19 protein-coding genes and 2 pseudogenes are annotated in these 18,348 nt (G+C 62.8%); 13 read left to right on the plus strand and 8 right to left on the minus strand.

The genetic code is table 11. The features are described from left to right. On the plus strand, nucleotides 1–561 hold a 561-nt coding region (locus EOB49_RS27855; RefSeq protein WP_127382877.1), incomplete at its 5' end, for a DUF480 domain-containing protein. 51 nt (nucleotides 562–612) lie between these two features. Here the strand turns inward: EOB49_RS27855 and EOB49_RS27860 are convergent. After that, a complete protein-coding gene (locus tag EOB49_RS27860; protein ID WP_127382878.1) occupies nucleotides 613–1,038 on the minus strand; it encodes an OsmC family protein in 426 nt (141 codons plus the stop codon). Between the two features lie 228 nt (nucleotides 1,039–1,266). On the opposite strand from EOB49_RS27860, the gene EOB49_RS27865 reads away from it, so the two are divergent. The 3 genes and pseudogenes from EOB49_RS27865 (at nucleotide 1,267) to EOB49_RS27875 (ending at nucleotide 2,517) form a co-directional block, all read left to right on the plus strand. Continuing rightward, on the plus strand, nucleotides 1,267–1,497 hold the full coding sequence (locus EOB49_RS27865; protein ID WP_127382879.1) for a hypothetical protein: 231 nt from the start codon (nucleotides 1,267–1,269) through the stop codon (nucleotides 1,495–1,497). Continuing rightward, nucleotides 1,494–1,849: pseudogene (locus tag EOB49_RS27870) on the plus strand (YciI family protein). The gene EOB49_RS27865 and the pseudogene EOB49_RS27870 overlap by 4 nt, the downstream one beginning before the upstream one ends. A 140-nt stretch (nucleotides 1,850–1,989) precedes the next feature. Then, nucleotides 1,990–2,517 carry a hypothetical protein gene (locus EOB49_RS27875; protein ID WP_127382880.1) on the plus strand — a complete coding sequence of 176 codons (528 nt, stop codon included), beginning with the start codon at nucleotides 1,990–1,992 and terminating at the stop codon, nucleotides 2,515–2,517. 158 nt (nucleotides 2,518–2,675) lie between these two features. Here EOB49_RS27875 and EOB49_RS27880 read toward each other — a convergent pair whose 3' ends face one another. Continuing rightward, nucleotides 2,676–3,953 (minus strand): ubiquinone biosynthesis hydroxylase, encoded by a 1,278-nt coding sequence (locus EOB49_RS27880; protein WP_164781828.1) that lies wholly within the window; start codon nucleotides 3,951–3,953, stop codon nucleotides 2,676–2,678. A gap of 98 nt (nucleotides 3,954–4,051) precedes the next feature. On the opposite strand from EOB49_RS27880, the gene tesB reads away from it, so the two are divergent. The 4 genes from tesB to EOB49_RS27900 all read left to right on the plus strand — a co-directional run bounded on the left by tesB (nucleotide 4,052) and on the right by EOB49_RS27900 (nucleotide 7,465). After that, a complete protein-coding gene (gene tesB, locus EOB49_RS27885) occupies nucleotides 4,052–4,927 on the plus strand; it encodes an acyl-CoA thioesterase II (RefSeq protein WP_127319574.1) in 876 nt (291 codons plus the stop codon). Between the two features lie 217 nt (nucleotides 4,928–5,144). Continuing rightward, the gene (locus EOB49_RS27890; RefSeq protein WP_013892292.1) at nucleotides 5,145–5,483 is read left to right on the plus strand and encodes a P-II family nitrogen regulator; all 339 of its coding nucleotides are present in this window, start codon (nucleotides 5,145–5,147) and stop codon (nucleotides 5,481–5,483) included. A gap of 31 nt (nucleotides 5,484–5,514) precedes the next feature. Then, nucleotides 5,515–6,936, plus strand: a complete 1,422-nt coding sequence (locus EOB49_RS27895) for an ammonium transporter (RefSeq protein WP_127267327.1) — start codon at nucleotides 5,515–5,517, stop codon at nucleotides 6,934–6,936. A gap of 253 nt (nucleotides 6,937–7,189) precedes the next feature. Continuing rightward, nucleotides 7,190–7,465 (plus strand): hypothetical protein, encoded by a 276-nt coding sequence (locus EOB49_RS27900; RefSeq protein WP_127267328.1) that lies wholly within the window; start codon nucleotides 7,190–7,192, stop codon nucleotides 7,463–7,465. Nucleotides 7,466–7,596: 131 nt separating this feature from the next. Here EOB49_RS27900 and EOB49_RS27905 read toward each other — a convergent pair whose 3' ends face one another. Then, nucleotides 7,597–7,854, minus strand: a complete 258-nt coding sequence (locus EOB49_RS27905; protein ID WP_245472860.1) for a hypothetical protein — start codon at nucleotides 7,852–7,854, stop codon at nucleotides 7,597–7,599. A gap of 204 nt (nucleotides 7,855–8,058) precedes the next feature. Here EOB49_RS27905 and EOB49_RS27910 point away from each other — a divergent pair. The 3 genes and pseudogenes from EOB49_RS27910 (at nucleotide 8,059) to EOB49_RS27920 (ending at nucleotide 12,577) form a co-directional block, all read left to right on the plus strand. Further along, a pseudogene (locus tag EOB49_RS27910) lies at nucleotides 8,059–10,765 on the plus strand (DNA translocase FtsK). 151 nt (nucleotides 10,766–10,916) lie between these two features. Next, nucleotides 10,917–11,600 (plus strand): outer membrane lipoprotein carrier protein LolA, encoded by a 684-nt coding sequence (locus tag EOB49_RS27915; protein WP_127382884.1) that lies wholly within the window; start codon nucleotides 10,917–10,919, stop codon nucleotides 11,598–11,600. A 170-nt stretch (nucleotides 11,601–11,770) separates the two neighbouring features. After that, the gene (locus EOB49_RS27920) at nucleotides 11,771–12,577 is read left to right on the plus strand and encodes an exodeoxyribonuclease III (RefSeq protein WP_127382882.1); all 807 of its coding nucleotides are present in this window, start codon (nucleotides 11,771–11,773) and stop codon (nucleotides 12,575–12,577) included. Nucleotides 12,578–12,705: 128 nt separating this feature from the next. Here EOB49_RS27920 and EOB49_RS27925 read toward each other — a convergent pair whose 3' ends face one another. From EOB49_RS27925 to EOB49_RS27940, 4 genes are all read right to left on the minus strand, one after another. After that, the gene (locus EOB49_RS27925) at nucleotides 12,706–13,377 is read right to left on the minus strand and encodes a hypothetical protein (RefSeq protein ID WP_127382883.1); all 672 of its coding nucleotides are present in this window, start codon (nucleotides 13,375–13,377) and stop codon (nucleotides 12,706–12,708) included. Between the two features lie 243 nt (nucleotides 13,378–13,620). After that, entirely contained in the window at nucleotides 13,621–14,658 is a 1,038-nt protein-coding gene (locus EOB49_RS27930) for a glycosyltransferase family 9 protein (RefSeq protein WP_164777089.1), read from the minus strand. 180 nt (nucleotides 14,659–14,838) lie between these two features. Continuing rightward, entirely contained in the window at nucleotides 14,839–15,294 is a 456-nt protein-coding gene (locus tag EOB49_RS27935; protein WP_023811239.1) for a cyclic nucleotide-binding domain-containing protein, read from the minus strand. A 120-nt stretch (nucleotides 15,295–15,414) separates the two neighbouring features. Continuing rightward, a complete protein-coding gene (locus tag EOB49_RS27940) occupies nucleotides 15,415–16,098 on the minus strand; it encodes a response regulator transcription factor (RefSeq protein WP_013528898.1) in 684 nt (227 codons plus the stop codon). A gap of 144 nt (nucleotides 16,099–16,242) precedes the next feature. Here EOB49_RS27940 and EOB49_RS27945 point away from each other — a divergent pair, with 144 nt between their 5' ends. Next, complete coding sequence (locus EOB49_RS27945) at nucleotides 16,243–16,779, plus strand: L,D-transpeptidase (protein WP_174800339.1); 537 nt, start codon at nucleotides 16,243–16,245, stop codon at nucleotides 16,777–16,779. 84 nt (nucleotides 16,780–16,863) lie between these two features. Here the strand turns inward: EOB49_RS27945 and EOB49_RS27950 are convergent, their stop codons facing one another. Continuing rightward, a complete protein-coding gene (locus EOB49_RS27950) occupies nucleotides 16,864–17,130 on the minus strand; it encodes a hypothetical protein (RefSeq protein ID WP_127269720.1) in 267 nt (88 codons plus the stop codon). 130 nt (nucleotides 17,131–17,260) lie between these two features. Between EOB49_RS27950 and gcvA the strand changes: the two genes are divergently transcribed. Further along, nucleotides 17,261–18,196: a transcriptional regulator GcvA gene (gene gcvA, locus EOB49_RS27955; protein WP_127319562.1), complete on the plus strand. Its 936-nt coding sequence runs from the start codon at nucleotides 17,261–17,263 to the stop codon at nucleotides 18,194–18,196. The last annotated feature ends 152 nt before the right edge of the window (nucleotides 18,197–18,348 follow it).

Here is an 18,348-nt window from a genome sequence, read left to right on the forward strand (position 1 = left end):
GAGCTGACGCCGGATGTCTATCCGCTGACGCTCAACGCAGCACTGGCCGCCGCCAACCAGAAGACGGCGCGCGAGCCGGTGATGGCACTGGAGCAGACCGAGGTGCACCGGGGGCTGAAGCTGCTTGAACAAAAGGGGCTGGTGCGGCAGATGTTCGGCTCGCGCGTCGAGCGCTACGAGCACCAGATGGCGCAGCGCTTCTCGCTGACCACGCCGCAGACTGCTTTGATCGGCCTGCTGTTGCTGCGCGGGCCGCAGACGGCCCATGAACTGCTGGCGCGCGGCGAGCGCATGGCGCGGTTCCCGTCGATCGAAGATCTGCGCGCCGAACTCGACATGCTGATCGGACGTCGGCCGCCACTCATCCAGGAAATCCCGCGCGGACCAGGCCAGCGCGAGGACCGCTACGTTCATCTCCTCAGCGGCCCGGTGGACGTTGCCGCCCTTTCGGTGCAGCGAAGTGCATCGGCCTTGCCTGCTTCCGACCTGGAGGCGCGGTTGGAGGCATTGGAGCAGGAAGTCGCCGCACTGCGCGCTCGCCTGGACGCGCTGGGAGCATAGGCCGGCGCGCGCCCGGGCGTTCGCGCCGGGTCTTACACGGATGCAGCGCTTTCAGCCGAGCCGGGCATCAAGCGATACGTTTATGGCGCCGAGCGCCTTCGAGACCGGGCATCCGGCCTTGGCCTTCTCGGCCAGCTCGGTGAATTTCGCCGCATCGATGCCGGGCACCTTGCCGACCACGGTGAGGGCGCTGCCGGTGATCCCGGTGCCTGGAACCAGCGTCACCACGGCCTTGGCGCCGAGTTCGGTGGCAGGCGTGCCGTTCTCGGCCAGGAAATGCGAGAACTGCATGGCAAAGCAGCCTGCGTGCGCCGCGGCGATCAATTCTTCCGGATTGGTGCCGGATTTGCCGCTCTCGTCCTCGAAGCGCGCCTTGAACGAATAGGGCGTGCCCTTCAAGGTTCCGCTCTGGGTGTCGAGCGTGCCCGTGCCCTCTTTCAGATTGCCTTTCCAGACGGCGTTTGCGGTGCGGTCCATGAATTCCTCCTTGGTTGTCGTGGTTGGGGTTCGTTGTCGAGGCCGAGCCGGCGTCCGGTCAACTATAGCGCGCGCGGACGCGAAGGCCACTGCGCTCTTTGAACCACCGCACGGTGCCGGCACCGGTGGCCAGATTTTTCCGAAAAATGCCGGTGCAGAAATGTCGACTTTGATCTGCTTCGCCCGTCCTGCGGATGGCCACGGATTTGTGGCCGGATGGAGGTTCACATGGACAATATGTTTTTGGCATCGTGGAAAGGTGCAGGCTGCGGAGCCGGGCGACGAGAAGAAGACTTCTGGCTGCGTCCGCCGGCGTCCGGCTTTGGCCGGCTTCTGGCGGCGGTTGCCATCATCGGCATCGCGGCATGCCTTCTCGATCATGCGGCGGCGGTCAGTGGCAACACCGATGCCCTCGTCGGCGCATCCTATGGTTCACAGCGGCAAGGGGGCTGGAAATGAAATATGTCTGCCTGGTTTATGGTGAGGAAAAGGATATTCACGCGCTGACCCCGGCAAGGTCGGCCAAGCTCGACGCCGATTCGCTGGCCTACGACCGGGCGCTGGAGGAGAGCGGCCTGCTGATCGTCGCGCAGGCGCTGCAATTGTGAAAACGGCCAAAACCGTGCGGCGGCGTCAGGGCAAGCGGCTTGTTATCGACGGGCCGTTCGCCGAGACCAAGGAGCAATTGCTTGGTTTCGTCATGATCGAGGCCGGAGATCTCGAAGCGGCGCTGGACATTGCCGCTGGTATTCCACTGGCCGAACTCGGCACGATCGAGGTCAGGGCCATCTACGACATACCGGGATCATAGAGCCCCGCCAGCGTTGTGGCTGCTTCGAAAACCAGAGCGTCGGGCTGAGCGTTCGGGCTTCGGTTCCGGTGCGCAACTTTTGCGTGTTGAAGCAAGGCGAGAGTTCTCCTATCGTCGCCGGGGTTCTTGGGGATTTCGACATGCCTTTCCTGATTGCTATCCTTGGCGTGATGGGCGCGGCGGCGTTCTGGTGGTACCGGATGAAGGCCATGAACGAGGCCGCGCGTGACGTTGCCGATGTCATTGGCCGGGTTCAGGGCTCGGTACGCCGCAAGAAGCTGCGCAAGCAGGCGGCGCTGTCGCCGCTGACGGCGATCGATGATCCAGTCGTAGCGGCGGCTACGCTGATCACATCAATCGTCTCCGAGGATGGGCCCATCCTGCCGCAGCGCGAGGCCGTCATCCGCGCGGTGATTTCAGAGATCGCCGACAAGAAGAAGACCGACGAGGCGGTGATCTATGCCAAATGGGCGGCGGCGCAGGTCGACGACGCCACCGTTGTCATCGACAAGCTGGCGCCGTTCCTACGCGAACGTCTCGATGTCGCCGAGCGAAACGATCTGCTGCAGATGGTCAACCGCGCCGCCCAGGGCGGCGAGAAACGCCTGGAGATATCCGACCAGAGGATATTGCGGCTGCGGCAAAAGCTGGGTTTTGAGGTCAACTAGGGTGTGCTGATATTCAGGTGAGCCCGGCCTGCAAATGGCAGCTTCCTGCGCTTCCGGTGCTCACGTACCCAAATGTACGCTCCGCTCCGGTTCTCGGAATCCGCCATTTTCGGTTCGGCCTGACCTGAATCTCAACACACCCCTGCCATGGCGGCGGGTCAGATCGCCTCGCCCTTCAATAGTCGCGGCGTGCTGGCGGACAGTCCCGACGCCTGCCGGATAAAAAAATCCTTCAGGCGCGGCATGCGTTCGACGAGACCGAGGCCGATGTCGCGGACGGTGCGCAGCGGGCCGATATCGTTGGAAAACAGCCGGTTCAGCGCGTCCGTGGTGACACCCATCTGCACCGTGTCGAAGCGGCGCCACTGCTGGTAGCGCTCGAGCACGTCGAGCGCGCCGATGTCCCGGCCGAGCCGGTCGGCCTCGACGATCACCTCGGCAAGGGCCGCGACATCCTTGAAGCCGAGATTGAGGCCCTGGCCGGCGATCGGGTGGATGCCGTGGGCGGCATCGCCGGCGAGCGCGATGCGGGGTGCGACGAAGGCGCGCGCAATGGTCAGGCCGAGCGGCCAGGCGCGCGGCTTGTCGGCAACGCGGATCTCGCCAAGCTTCAGGCCAAAACGCTGCTCGAGTTCGTGTTCGAAGAGGAGATCGTCACCGGCCACCAGCTTCTCGGCATCGTGCGTACGCTCGACCCAGACGATCGACGAGCGGTTGGTGCCGTCCTCGCCGGGCTTGAGCGGCAATGTGGCGAAGGGGCCGGCCGGCAGGAAATGCTCTTCGGCACGGCCATTGTGCGGGCGTTCATGGGCCACGGTGCAGACGATGCCGGACTGGCCATATTCCCACTTCACCGTCTTGATGCCGGCCATGTCGCGCAGCTTCGAGTTGACGCCGTCGGCGGCGACCAGCAGGCGGGCCTTCAGGGTCGCGCCGTCGGCGAGATGCACTGTGATGCCAGCGCCGTTGGTCTCGAACCCCTGCACGGCGACGCCTTCGATGATGTCGATGCCGAGCTTTTCGGCGCTGGCCCGCAAGGCGCCGTTCAGCACCCTGTTGGCGACCATATGCGCAAAGGGCTCGCCCGGCGCCACTTCGCCGTCGAAGGTCAGGAAGACCGGACGCACCGGATCGGCGGTGCGCGAATCGGTGATGGTCATCTCGGTGATCGCCTGCGCCTGGGGCACGATCTCGGCCCACACGCCGAGCTGGTCGAGCATGCGGCAGGCGGCGGCGGCAATGGCCGAGGCGCGGCCATCCCTTTGCCAGGCGCCAGCAGGTGCGGCATCGACGAGAGCGATGGCGAGACCCGGTCGCGCCTGCTTCAGCGACACGGCGGCGGCCAGGCCGACATAGCCGGCGCCGGCGACCAGGACATCGAGCCCAGATCTTGTTTTCGCGTTTGGCCCGGTTTTCGTGTCCGCCTTGCGTTCCATCATCTTCGCTCCTGCGCGCCGGCCGGGTCCTGCACCCTTGACTGCCTGTCCGTCCTGTCGGAAACCGCCATAACACTTCTGCGGCGAGGGCGCGAAATATGACGGCAGCCATGGACGAGCTTCTCGGCATTCTCGACCTCGAGAAGCTGGAACACAATCTGTATCGTGGTCGCAGCCCCTTGCTCGACTGGCAGCGCGTGTTCGGCGGCCAGACCATCGCCCAGGCGCTGGTGGCGGCGCAGCGGACAGTGGATCCCGATCGGCACGTGCATTCGCTGCACGGCTATTTCATGCGGCCCGGCGACACCAAGGTGCCGATCGTCTACGAGGTCGACCGTATTCGCGACGGCGGCTCCTTCACCACGCGGCGCGTGGTGGCAGTCCAGCACGGCCAGGCGATCTTTTCGCTCGAAGCCTCGTTCCAGCAGGACGAGGTCGGTCTCGAGCACCAGGTGCCGATGCCGCAGGACGTTCCGGGGCCGGACACATTGCTGTCGCAACGCGAATTGCTGGGCAAATTCGCCGACGCGGTGCCCGATGGCATCAAACGCTACTGGGAGCGCGACCGGCCGATCGAGATGAAGCCGGTGATGCTGAAGCATTACACCAGCCGCGAAAAGCTGGAGCCGAAGCAGAATATCTGGATCCGCACCACAGGTCCGGTGCCGGCGGACCGCGCCATCCAGGCGGCGGTGCTCGCCTATCTTTCCGACATGACGCTGCTCGACACATCGACCTTCGCGCATGGCCGCGCCATTTTCGACCGCGATATCCAGGCGGCGAGCCTCGACCACGCCATGTGGTTCCATCGCAGTCATGCGCTCGACGACTGGATGCTCTACACGCAGGACAGCCCGTCGACACAGGGGTCACGCGGCTTTACACGCGGGTCGCTGTTTGCCCGCGACGGCACGCTGATCGCCTCGGTCGCGCAGGAAGGGCTGATCCGGCTGAAGCGATCGCCTGCAGAGTAGGCGTTTTTCAAAAATTGCCCAATTTTTAAGCAGATGCATCGCCGCAGCTATCAACAGGTTGCGTCGGAACGCTCCTCAATCTCTTTGTTTACAATGGGTTAACACACTGCTTCGGCACTTGGCACGGAGCTTGAATCCTCGTGGGCACTCTCCGGCTTTTTAGGATCGGTGAAGGTGTGCAAACGCGGGGGACCGCAACAGCGAAGGGTGAAACCTTATGAAAATCGTGATGGCAATCATCAAGCCGTTCAAGCTCGACGAGGTACGCGAAGCCCTTACCGCCGTCGGCATCCAGGGCCTGACCGTCACCGAAGTCAAAGGCTACGGGCGTCAGAAAGGGCATACGGAGATCTATCGCGGGGCGGAATACGCGGTCAGCTTCCTGCCGAAGATCAAGATCGAAGTCGCCGTCAGTTCCGACATGGTGGACAAGGCTGTCGAAGCCATCACCGCCGCCGCCAAGACCGGGCAGATCGGCGACGGCAAGATCTTCGTTTTCGGCATCGATCAGGCGGTGCGCATCCGCACCGGCGAAACAGACACCGACGCGCTCTGAGCGGCGATCACGTATTCCAATGGAGAGTTCAATGAATATTCCTTCCACCTTGAAGTCAGCGGCGCGCTCCGCGCTGCTCGGCTCGTTCGCGCTCGGAGCATTGGGCACGGTCGCCGCATTCGCGCAGGAAGCGGCTCCCGCCGCGGCCGCAGCAGCGCCAGCTTTCACCGTCGACAAGGGCGACACCACGTGGATGATGGTTTCCACCGTTCTGGTGCTGTTGATGACGGTTCCCGGTCTTGCGCTTTTCTACGGCGGCCTGGTTCGCAGCAAGAACATGCTGTCAGTGCTGATGCAGGTCTTCACCATCACCAGCGTGGTCATGATCATCTGGGTTTTCTACGGCTACAGCCTCGCCTTCACCCCGGGCAACGCCTTCGTCGGCGGCCTTTCCAAGATGTTTCTCTCCGGCGTCGATGTGACGACCCTGTCGGAAACCTTTACCAAGGGTGTCGCCATTCCTGAACTGGTGTTCGTCGTCTTCCAGATGACCTTCGCCTGCATCACGCCGGCTCTGATCGTCGGCGCCTTCGCCGAACGCGTCAAATTCTCCGCTTTGATCCTTTTCGTCATCCTGTGGGTCACTTTCATCTACTTCCCGATCGCTCATATGGTCTGGTTCTGGGGCGGCCCGAGCGCTTATAGCGATCCGACGGGCCTCATCTTCAGCTTCGGCGCCATCGACTTCGCCGGCGGCACGGTCGTTCACATCAATGCGGGCATTGCCGGCCTCGTCGGCGCGCTCATGATCGGCAAGCGCAGCGGCTACAAGAAGGATCTCATGGCGCCGCACTCGATGACGCTGACCATGGTCGGTGCTTCGCTGCTGTGGGTCGGCTGGTTTGGCTTCAACGCCGGTTCGAATCTTGAAGCGAACGCCTATGCGGTGCTGGCCATGATCAATACCTTCGTCGCCACGGCGGCGGCGGCGGTCACCTGGATCGTGCTTGAATCGCTGCTGCGCGGCAAAGCCTCCATGCTTGGTGCCGTTTCGGGTGCGGTGACCGGCCTCGTCGCCGTCACGCCCGCTGCCGGCTTTGCCGGCCCGATGGGCGCCATCGTGCTCGGCATCGTCGCCACCTTCGTCTGCTACTTCTTCGTCTCGGTGGTGAAGAACACGTTCGACTACGACGACAGCCTTGATGTCTTCGGCGTCCACTGCATCGGCGGCATCATCGGCGCGCTCGGCACAGGCATCCTGGTCAATCCTGCCCTCGGTGGCGCCGGCATTGTCGACTATTCGACGGCCGACTTTGCTGCCGGCTATGCCGGCACGGCCACCCAGCTCCTGGCGCAAGCCAAGGGTGTCCTGGTGACCCTGCTGTGGTCGGGTATCGGCAGCGCCATCCTCTACAAGATCGTCGACCTGATCATCGGCCTGCGTCCGACAGCCGACGCAGAGCGCGAAGGCCTCGACCTCACCTCGCATGGCGAAGCGGCCTACCACTCGTAAGCCCGTGCGGGACGGCATTGGCCGCCCCGCAATTCCTATCCCGTCGTGATGCTCCCGAAAGGAGTTCACGCATTGAGGCCCGGATCGCATCCGGGCCTCTTTTTTGGCAAGTCATTCCGGCAATGCCCGTCTTGGCGCAATCACGTTCGTGTGATCAGGTTTTTTGAGGAAACAACGACCGCTCTGGTTTCGAACTGGGGGGACGATCGTCGTTCTGACGCTCGTGCCAAACAACAGGGAAGGAAACCATTTCATGAACCTCAAGAATATCTGCCTTGGAGCGCTCGCTCTTTCCATGGTCAGCGGCTTTGCATTTGCCGGCGCTCTGGATGAGCCCGACAACATGGCGCCGTTCTTCACGGATTCCGGCATGAAGACCATGAAGCCGATGGCGGATTTCAAGACCGCTTTCATGGCCATGCCGATGGAAAAGCAGGAAGCGATGAAGAAGGAATGCCAGGATGCGGCGATGAGCAAGCCGTATGCGGAATTCTGCGCCAATGTGCAGGCGCTCGGCGGCGCCAACTGATTTGTCCGGTCAGGCCGAGGCCCGATCTTTGTTCCAAACGACCAATGGCGGGCCCGGCAGTCCGCCATTGTTTCGGCAGGCGGCAGCTCTATCCGCCGGCGCCGTCGTCCATCATGGTGTTCGTCAGCGCTTCATACGCGCTGCTGCATGTCCGGGAATGCGGGCAATTCCTGACGATCAGCACAGGCGCCACTGTCAGGACCGCGGAGACCTTGTCCGAGGCAGGCTGTGGCGAGGATGTGCAGCAGCGGACCGGTCGCTCTGGCGAAGGGCGTCACATAGCCGTCCGGGAAGCCCACCATGCCGAGTTCGACGAACCAGTGCAAAGCGAGCAGCAAACTGAGCCCTGCCCAGGCCAGTGCCGCCACGCGAAGGAAGACGGGTTGCATGCCTTTACCCAAATTGGCGACCCCCCTTCGCCCACACTCGGCGCCATTCTTCGAGCAGCAAGCGTCTCAACCAGTGGTAACGAGGTTTGATCATCTCAACCTCTTATAGTTAATGCGCCCTTAACCTTCCCACCGATAGTCTGAGACCCGAATCTGCCGGAATGCGCCACGCACCCGGCGAGACCATGACAGACGGGGAAGAGCATGCGTTCAGGGGCTTCAGCACCGCTTGCGCTGGCCGATACGGGGCACGGCATCCAGGCGTTCGCGCGGCGTCAGGTCGGGCGGCTGGTCGGCGTCGGCCTGTTCGCGCTGGCCGCCTTTGGCGTTGCCAGCCTTGCCACCTGGAATGTCGCCGATCCGAGTTTTTCCCACGCGACGAACAACACCGTCACCAATGCCATGGGCTATGCGGGTGCCGTGTTCTCCGACCTGGCCATGCAGTTCTTCGGCCTCGCCGCCGTCGCGGCCCTGGTTCCGACGGTCATCTGGGGATTCCTGCTGTTTTCCGCTCGCGGTGTCGACAGGCTGCCCAAGCGCGGGCTGTCCTGGTTCGGCTTCGCGCTGCTGGCCGCGGCCATGGTCGGCTGCGTTGTGCCGCCCAAGACCTGGCCGCTGCCCACCGGCCTCGGCGGTGTGTTTGGCGACATGGTGCTGAAGATCCCCGGCGTCGTCATCGGCGGCTATCCGACCGGGCTGATCGCCAGCATCATCGCCATCCTGCTGGCCGCACCCGCGCTGTGGCTCTTTGCCCATGGTTCGGCGCTGATCGGTCGCAAGAACGGCTTCGCCGTGATGGAGGACGAGCCCGCCGCCGATCCGCGCGAGGACGACCTGTTGTTCGACAATGACGAGGACGAAGGCGACGAGGGTATCCTGGCGCTCGGCGCCATCACCCATTGGTGGCTGTCGCTGCGCGCGTGGATGCACCGCCGTGCCTTGCGCCGCAGGCAGGAGCGGGACGAGTACGAGCCGGAGATGGAGCAACGCTCCACCGCCTGGCGCCGCGCCGCCGAACGGGTCGAATCGGCGGAGTTTGCCGAGCAGCGGATGAGCCAGGATGGCCGCGCCCGCGTCGAGCCCGAATTCTTCGCCGCCATGGTCAATGACCGCAGCGCCTCGCTCGACCCCGACGATGCCGACATCTTCGACGACCGCTTCGACAATGCAGGCGAGGATGCCGATTTCGACGATGAGCCTGTCGTGCAACGCCGCGGCGCGCCGACCGCCAGGGTGCAGCCGTTCCGCTCCGACGCAGCCACCCGCGTCGAAGCGCCGGCGGCGCGCCCCGTGCCCGGCGCCCGCGTCCAGCGCGAGGCCCAGACATCGCTGATCGGCTCGGAAAAGTTCGAAATGCCGTCGCTGCACTTCCTCTCCGAACCGAAGAACGTGGTGCGCGACGCCAGCCTGTCCAAGGACGCGCTGGAACAGAACGCCCGCCTGCTCGAAGGCGTGCTGGAGGACTTCGGCGTCAAGGGCGAGATCATCGCCGTCCGTCCCGGTCCGGTGGTCACGCTCTATGAGCTCGAACCGGCGCCCGGCATCAAATCGTCACGCGTCATCGGCCTGTCCGACGACATTGCGCGCTCGATGAGCGCCATCGCCTGCCGCGTCGCCGTGGTCCCTGGCCGCAACGCCATCGGCATCGAACTGCCGAACGCCAAGCGCGAGACCGTATATCTGCGCGAGATTCTGGCCAGCCGTGACTTCGAGACGACGAAGGCCAAGCTGGCGCTGGCGCTGGGCAAGACCATCAATGGCGAGGCGGTCATCGTCGACATCGCCAAGATGCCGCACGTGCTTGTCGCCGGCACCACCGGCTCGGGCAAGTCGGTCGCCATCAACACCATGATCCTGTCGCTGCTCTACCGGCTGAAGCCGGAAGAATGTCGGCTGGCTGCTCTACCGGCTGAAGCCGGAAGAATGTCGGCTGATCATGATCGATCCGAAAATGTTGGAACTCTCGGTCTATGACGGCATTCCGCATCTGCTCACGCCCGTCGTCACCGATCCGAAGAAGGCCGTGGTGGCGCTGAAATGGACCGTGCGCGAGATGGAGGACCGCTACCGCAAGATGTCCAAGGTCGGCGTGCGCAACATCGACGGCTTCAACGCCCGCGTCAGCCAGGCGGACAAGAAGGGCGAGAAGATCTCGCGCACCGTGCAGACCGGCTTCGACCGCCAGACCGGCGAGGCGATCTACGAGACCGAGAACCTCGATCTCGAGCCGATGCCCTATATCGTCGTCATCATCGACGAGATGGCCGACCTGATGATGGTCGCCGGCAAGGACATCGAAGGTGCCGTGCAGCGCCTGGCGCAGATGGCGCGCGCCGCCGGCATCCATGTCATCATGGCAACGCAGCGGCCGTCGGTCGACGTCATCACCGGCACCATCAAAGCCAATTTCCCGACCCGCATCTCCTTCCAGGTGACGTCGAAGATCGACAGCCGCACCATTCTGGGCGAGCAGGGCGCCGAGCAGCTGCTCGGCATGGGCGACATGCTCTACATGGCCGGCGGCGGCCGCATCCAGCGCGTGCACGGCCCGTTCGTCGCCGATGAAGAGGTCGAGAAGATCGTTGCGCATCTGAAGCTGCAGGGCGTGCCGGAATATCTCGACGCCATCACCGAGGATGATGGCGAGGACGACGACGAGCCGTCGGGCAAGGGTGGGTCCGGTGGCGGCAACAGCAATTTCGAGGATTCCGACGATCCCTACGATCAGGCGGTCTCCGTGGTGCTGCGCGATGGCAAGGCCTCGACCAGCTATATCCAGCGCCGGCTGGGCATCGGCTATAACCGCGCCGCCTCGATCATCGAGAAGATGGAAAAGGAAGGTATCGTCGGCCCGGCCAACCATGCCGGCAAGCGCGAAATCCTGGTGCCGACCGAAGAGGACAAGTTCTGACCAGAAAGCCTGACCTTTGTGACATCCCGGTCCGGCAACCTTGAACCTTTCAAGGCGTTGAAGCGACCAAGGGACGCCTGACCCGCCAAATTTCAGCCTAACTGGGGGTCCAAGCACAGATCAACTCAGGAATCAGATGAGAGTGACCGACATGAAAAACGATCTTTCAGCGCTCAGCACATTTGCTCCATCCCGGCGTCAGTTGCTGGGCCTCGGCCTGGCGTTTGCGGGGGCGGCAGCCTTCAACGCGGTGCCCGGCTTCCAGGTGCTGGCTTCGGCGCAGGCGGCTGTGCCGACCGCTGCGCAGAAGATCGCCGACCACTTTTCGTCGGTCAAATCGATGAGCGGCGAATTCGTGCAGTTCGGCCCCAAGGGCGAGCAGACCGGCGGCAAGTTCTTCCTCGAACGGCCAGGCAAGATCCGCTTCAACTACGACGGCTCTTCAAACTTCCGGGTGATTTCAGACGGCAAGTCGGTGGTCATCCTGAACAAGAAGCTCAACACGTCCGATCTCTATCCGTTGTCGAAGACACCCTTGAAGCTGCTGCTCGACACCAGGATCGATCTCTCCGGCGACCGCGTCAAAAGCGTCAAGCAGGAGGATGACCTCACCACCATCCAGCTCGCCGACAAATCGGTGTTCGGCAATTCGAAGATCACCATGATGTTCGATCCGAAAACCTTCGACTTGCGGCAGTGGACGATCACCGACGCGCAGGGCAAGGATACGACGGTGATGATCTTCAACACCAAGGAAGGCGTCAGCTTCGCGCCGGATACTTTCGCCATCGACTACACGGCGAACCGCGAGCTCAACACCAACAAGGCGCGCTAGGCCAATCGCACCAATAGCTGTGGAAAGCGCCGGGTCACGCCTCAGCGGGCGTGGCCCGGCTTGTTTTTGCGGCTTGCGGCTGGCAGTTTCCCGGACTGACTCCGTCGAAAGGCGTCTTCCCCGCCGGGGCCCATCGGTTCTGGCCGGTCGCACGCTGTCCTGGATTGCCAATGCCCTTTTCCATCGCCACCTGGAACATCAACTCCGTTCGCCTGCGCATGCCGATCGTCGAGCGCCTGCTCGTCGAGCATGCGCCCGACGTGCTGTGCCTGCAGGAAACCAAGGTTCCAGACGAGCTGTTCCCCGAAAAGGCTTTCCGCAGGCTCGGCTACGAGCACATCGCCTTCCATGGCCAGAAGGGCTACCACGGCGTCGCAACCGTGGCGCGGCGGCCGATCGAGGTGGTCGAGAAGCGACGCTTTTGCGAAATCGAGGATAGCCGGCACCTCTCGGTGACGGTGCGGGCCGGCGGCAAGGCGATCCTGCTCCACAATTTCTACGTTCCGGCGGGCGGCGACGAACCGGATCCCGTCATCAACAGGAAGTTCAAGCACAAGCTCGACTTCGTCGCCGAGATGAATGCCATCCGGGCAGAACATGACGAGGTGTCCGGCTCGGTGCTGGTCGGCGATCTCAACATCGCCCCGCTCGAACATGACGTCTGGTCGCACAAGCAATTGCTCAACGTGGTCAGCCACACGCCGATCGAGACGGAAAATTTCGAGGCGATGCGCCGCGCCGGCGACTGGGTCGACCTGATGCGGCTCAACGTGCCGCATGAGCAGAAGCTCTACACCTGGTGGAGCTATCGCGCGCAGGATTGGGAGCTGTCCAATCGCGGCCGCCGTCTCGACCACGTCTGGTCGTCGCCAAACCTGGTGCCCAGCTTTTCCGGCTACGAAATCCTGCGTCCGGCGCGCGGCTGGGAGCGCCCGTCGGACCATGTGCCTGTGATCGCGCGGTTCGATCTGGACTAGAGCATTTCACCGTTTCATGGAAACGGCGAGCTGCTCTAACTCTTTGTAGACCCAATTCTAGACGGAAAACCGCTTCACACTTTTCCTAGAATTGCTCAAGTCTGGTCGAAGATGCGGGCCTGCGGCAGTCAGTCGGCGGAGGTGGAGTCGGCTGGATCCACCCACGGACGGCCCAATCGTGTCACCATCGCCGCGTACCCAACGGCACCTGCCGCCCAAAGGAAGATGCCAAGCTCTTTGACGACGTCTTCGGCGATGGCTGCCGCAGAACCAGGGGTGGGAAACAGATCTCCGATCTGGTCGATGGATGCCGACAGCGCGAGCAGGAAGCCTGCGGCCACAAAGACGATCGTGCCGTCGAATGTCTTCCGTCGCAGCCGAAAAAACCAGAACAACCCGGTGGCGGCGTAGACAATCATCGCAACGATCTCTGGTATCGCAACCATGGGGAGCACGTCCTCATGGATCAACAACAGGTCATCGAGCCCCAGGAACAGGGTAAGGCCGCCGAGAAACGTGCAATCCCATCGGTGCGTGAGCAGGCCGGCAAACAGGGTCACCGCGCCGGAGCCGATCCACAGTGAAGCACCCAGGGACGAAATCCACCCTGTATAGAAGCCGACTTCGGCGACCGCAGATGGATCTCGATAAAAGATCCAAGCGTCCAGACCACGAATCTGCGCAACGAACAGAGCGGCTAAGAGCATCGCGACGTTAATCGCCGTCGCCGCCAGTATGACCAAGCGCCAGGCTATCGTCCATTCGCCGTGCTTTGTGTTCAGCGCGTTGTTCTCTGGCATTTGCTATTCTCATTGAGGACTGAGAGGAACTCCATCGGAACCAAAGTACGACAGCCGCCAGATCTGCCGCCGAGAACTCCGCCTGCATTGTGCCGGTGGTCACCATGGTTGCAGCGCTTCGCCCCACCGAACCCATTGTACCATGGCGTCGATGTTCAGGTGAGGCTGGCCTGCAAATGGCCGACCTCCATCTCAACGCGCTTCGAAGCGCGACCAAATGAATTCAAGTTCAAACGGCGCGCTTCAAGTCTTCATGCATGTCGTTGTCGCGAAATTGCTGGGCTGACAGTTTGCGAGATCCGGCAGATGGGGATGGTCGCGGCGGCGCGTCGCCAGCATGCGTTGCGCCGCTTCGATGATTGTCGGCGCAGGCACATTGGCGACCAGACCGGTCGGACTGGCATGGCGGGATTCGATCACGTCCACGCAGTTCGAAAGCGGCCTCCAACGGGCCATGTTGGCGCCGCCACTGAGGATAACCATCGGCGTCATCACGGTTGCCATGAGATGTGCGGTACCGCCTTCGGCGCCGATGTAAAGATCGGCAAACTCGCCGAGCGCCAGCAAGATGTCACCGATATCGACACCTTCGATCGCGGCGGAATCGACAAGCCGCAGCTTCGGCACGCGCTGAGCCAGTTCAGCCATATCGGGACCATCGCCTGGGGTTTTCACATAGAGAAGGTTCGCCCCGTCGGCGATCAGGCTGTCGGCGATCGCGGCAACCTGATCCGCCGACATGCGCTTGCTGGCGCTGCCGTGCGCAGCGATAATGATCAACGGAGCATGCTTGCCGTCCGCAAGGCTCCTGGCCGCCGCTCGCGCGGCCGGGCCAGGCTCCAGCCGATGATCGAAAGGCAGCCGCTTGCCGGCAAGGCGTTCGATGAGGCGGTGGTAGCGCCAGGCATTGTGCCCGGGTCGTGCTTCAGGCCTTTGGCCCAGGCGCCAGGAAAGGGCGAAAGCCGGAAAGTTTGCCTCATAGGCGATGCCGCGGCCGAGCAGTGATGCCGAGGCTTGAAGCAGCCAACGCGCCGAGATGCGGAAATCGACAACGGCCAATCGCCCCTTGCCCTTGCGGTGATCGGCGACCAGGCGCGCCAGCGGCGTCCGCACATTGATCGCATCGACCAAATGGCCGGCATGGCGATTGAGGCTATGTTCAAGGGACGACGACCGGGTGGTTCCGTAGACGATGAAACTATCGGGGAATGCCGTTCTGGCGGCGCGCAAAGCCGGAATCCGGATCAATCCGTCGCCGAACGCGTCATTGCGGGAATACAAGATAATCGTCTCGTACCGCCCTGACGGCATGGCTCGCTCCCCCCAGGAGCCTGGTGGTGATGGCGCCTGCTGTGCCGGCCGCCTTCGAGGTGCTTTAGGATTTCACCTCATGCCTGTCAACGGACGCTGCCGCGCTTCCGCCTTTGGCCGCGAAACAACAGCTTCGAAGGCGGGCAGCCTTCAGCCGGAGAAGCGCGGGGCCAGTTCCTCGATGCGGCGGATCATCGCCTGAAATTCCTCCGAGATGCGCTGGTGGAGCTTGACCGCGATCTCGGGATATTCCTCCAGGATGCGGCGGAACATCTTGCGGCTGAGTCGCATCACTTCCGAATCGATCTCGGCCGAGGCGCTGGTCAACCGGTTGGTGTCGGCGATCAACGCCAGTTCGCTCAGGATTGTGCCGGGGCCTGCCGTGCCAATCGGGATGCGTTCACCACCCTGCTCCCGGTAGAGCACGATGCGCCCACTGACGACGATATAGGCGGAATCGGCCTCGTCGTCCTCGCGATAAAGCTTGTGGTTGGCAATCAGCCTGGTGTTCTCGGCGCCAAAGGCGAGCAGGCGCAATTGTTCCTGCGTGAAGCCCTCGAAGAGCCTCACGGCGGACAGGACGCGGATGTCGTCATCCAGCGCCATCTAGCTATGTCCCCGAACCGACAGTCCGACTCCTCCTCTGCGAGTTCGATCCAAACCACCCTCCAACTGGATCGTACCCGAAAGCGGCCCCGCCCGACCGCTCATTGGATAATGAAATGTTTAAGGAACCAGCTTGTAGCCGCCGCTTTCTGTCACAAGAATTTCCGCATTGGAAGGATCGCGCTCGATCTTCTGGCGCAGCCGGTAGACATGGGTTTCCAGCGTGTGCGTGGTGACACCGGAATTGTAGCCCCATACTTCCTCGAGCAGCACGTCGCGCGTCACCACCTTCTGGTCGGCGCGATAAAGATATTTGATGATCGAGGCTTCCTTCTCCGTCAGCCGCACCTTGCCGCCGCGCGGGTCGAGCAGCAGTTTCTGGCTGGGCTTGAAAGTATAAGGCCCGACCGAGAAGGTGGCGTCCTCGCTCTGCTCATGCTGACGCAGCTGCGCCCGAATGCGTGCCAGCAGCACGGCAAAGCGGAACGGCTTCGTCACATAGTCGTTGGCGCCGGCCTCGAGACCAAGAATCGTATCCGAATCGGTGTCGTGGCCGGTCAGCATGATGATGGGCGCCTTATAGCCGCCCTTGCGCAGGATCTTCACCGCTTCGCGGCCATCCATGTCGGGCAGCCCGACGTCCATGATGAGCAGATCGATGAGGCCGCCGCGTGCTGCGGCGACACCTTTTGCCGCAGTCGATTCCTGCAGCACGTCGAATTCCTCGTAAAGGGATAATTGCTCGACCAGTGTGCCGCGCAGGTCGTCATCGTCGTCGACGATCAGTATGGTGCGTGAAGTCATGGATCAATCCGTTGTTTTGAAAAGAAAATTCAGTTGACCGCTGCCTGTTTATGCGGAAGCTGACCGGCGCAACAGCCGTTCACAGTGATTTGTTCCGTGGCACGATCATACAAGAAAAAACACGATCGCAATGCAGCCGGCGCAATTTTGCGAAAAGGGCTGCGTGTGCTGACCGTGCGGGCGAGGCCTGGGCATCCAAGCCAGGGCCTGCTGCAGGCCGGGAAAACGGTGTTTGCCTGTGCGTTGGGGCGCGGTGGCATCTCGGCCGGCAAGCGCGAAGGCGATGGCGCCACGCCGCTGGCCGCGATGCGGATACTGTCGGGGTATTTCCGGGGAGATCAGTTCTCCAGCGGCCGCAGGACCCGTCTGGCGATGACGCCGATCGGGCCCGATCTGGGCTGGTGCGAAGTGCCCGACGACCGCAACTACAACAGGCCGGTCAAGATACCCTATGGCGCCAGCCACGAACGCATGCGGCGCGACGACCGGCTCTACGACGCCTGCCTTGTGCTCGACTGGAACCTGTCGCCGCGCCGGCGCGGGCGCGGCAGCGCCATCTTCTTCCATCTGGCGCGCCCCGGCTTCACGCCGACGCAAGGCTGTGTGGCTGTCACGGCGCAAACCATGGCGCGGCTGCTGCCACTGCTGTCGGACCGGACGGTGGTGAGGGTGGTGAGATAGTAGGGCAGTAGGCAGTAGGCAGTAGGCAGTAGGCAGTAGGCTACCTGTCGGCGCTGACTTAAATTTTCCTCTACTGCCTATTTCCTACTGCCTATTCCCTGACCTTCGCGGTCTCTGCCAGCCCATGTCTAGCAGGCCCAGCCGGCCAAGCTCCCTGTCCATTGCGCGAGCGACGTCACGGCGCTCGCCGCCGATATCGCGCAGTTGGCGATCGGAGAGATCCTCGACGTTCTGGTAGGTAATGTCGCGGCGGGCGAGGCGTATCGCGACCCGGGCGTGACGCAGCCAGTCGAGAGTTTCGGCCAGCCAGGCCGGGCGGGGTGTCGATGAATTCAAAACGATGATGGACATGGTGTGCTCCGTTCTCCCCGGATATCAAATCCGGCTTGATGATGTTTCGATGGATGGATGATGCCAGATTGAAATCTCTGCGAGAAACGAGTAGTTTTCTCTGGATCATCAAGTTTTATTTGAGGATAGGATGGCTCGTCTTCTGCCCGGGACTCGTGCCTTGAGGACACTGGAAGCAGCGGCCCGGCACCTCAATTTCACCCGTGCCGCCGACGAGCTCGGCCTGACGCCGGCCGCCGTCAGCCATCAGATCAAGGAAATCGAGGATCAACTCGGGCTGGTGCTGTTCACACGCACCAGCCGCACCATCCGGCTCACCGAGGCGGGGACGGTGCTGTTCGACGCCTCGGCCGACGCGCTCGACCTGCTTGGCCGGGCCGTTTCGCGGGCGCAGAAGCTGGCGCGCGGCACCGCCCTTTTGAAGGTGACGCTCGACGCGCAGTTCGCGTCAAAATGGCTGATGCGACGCGTCGACGATTTTCGCAAGCATCACCCCGATATCGAATTGCGATTCGACATTGCCTATGAAGTGCGGGATTTCGAACTCGATGACATCGATGTCGGCATCCGTTTCGGCGCCGGCAAATATCCGGGTCTTCGCACCCACCGGCTGTTCGACAACATCCTCATTCCGGTGTGCAGCCCGAGCCTCTTGACGTCCGGTCCGCCGCTGCGCGAGCCGCGCGACCTCTTCAACCACACGCTTGCGCATATCGAATGGTCGCGGCAAGGCGTGACGTGGCCGAACTGGCGGATGTGGATGGCGGCGGCCGGCATCACTGATTTCGACGACAGCCGGACCGTCGTGTTCGGCAACTCCACGGATGCCGTCCAGGCAGCGCTCGACGGCAATGCCGTTGCGCTCGCCGATTTCGCCATGGTGGCGAACGACCTTTCCCAGGGCAGGCTGGTGCAGCCTTTCGAACTCGGCCTGCGGGTGGCGCCCGAGTTCGCCTACTTCCTGGTCTATCCCGAAAATACCGCCGCCGATCCGCGCATCGTCGCCTTTCGCGAATGGATGCTCGAGGAAGTCGCCAAGACGCGGACCACGGACAAAGGGCAGTAGGCAGTAGGCAGTAGGCAGTAGGCAGTAGGCAGTAGGCATAGCAGTCGGTGCCGTCTGCCCCTATTTCCTACTGCCTTACTGCCCTACTCCTTCTTGATCAGGTTGCCGCCGCGCCGAACCAGCCGATCACGGCGCCGATGATCAGCAGCACG

Origin of the sequence: Mesorhizobium sp. M7A.F.Ca.MR.148.00.0.0, from assembly GCF_003997735.1 — a bacterium.
Classification (GTDB): Bacteria; Pseudomonadota; Alphaproteobacteria; order Rhizobiales; family Rhizobiaceae; genus Mesorhizobium.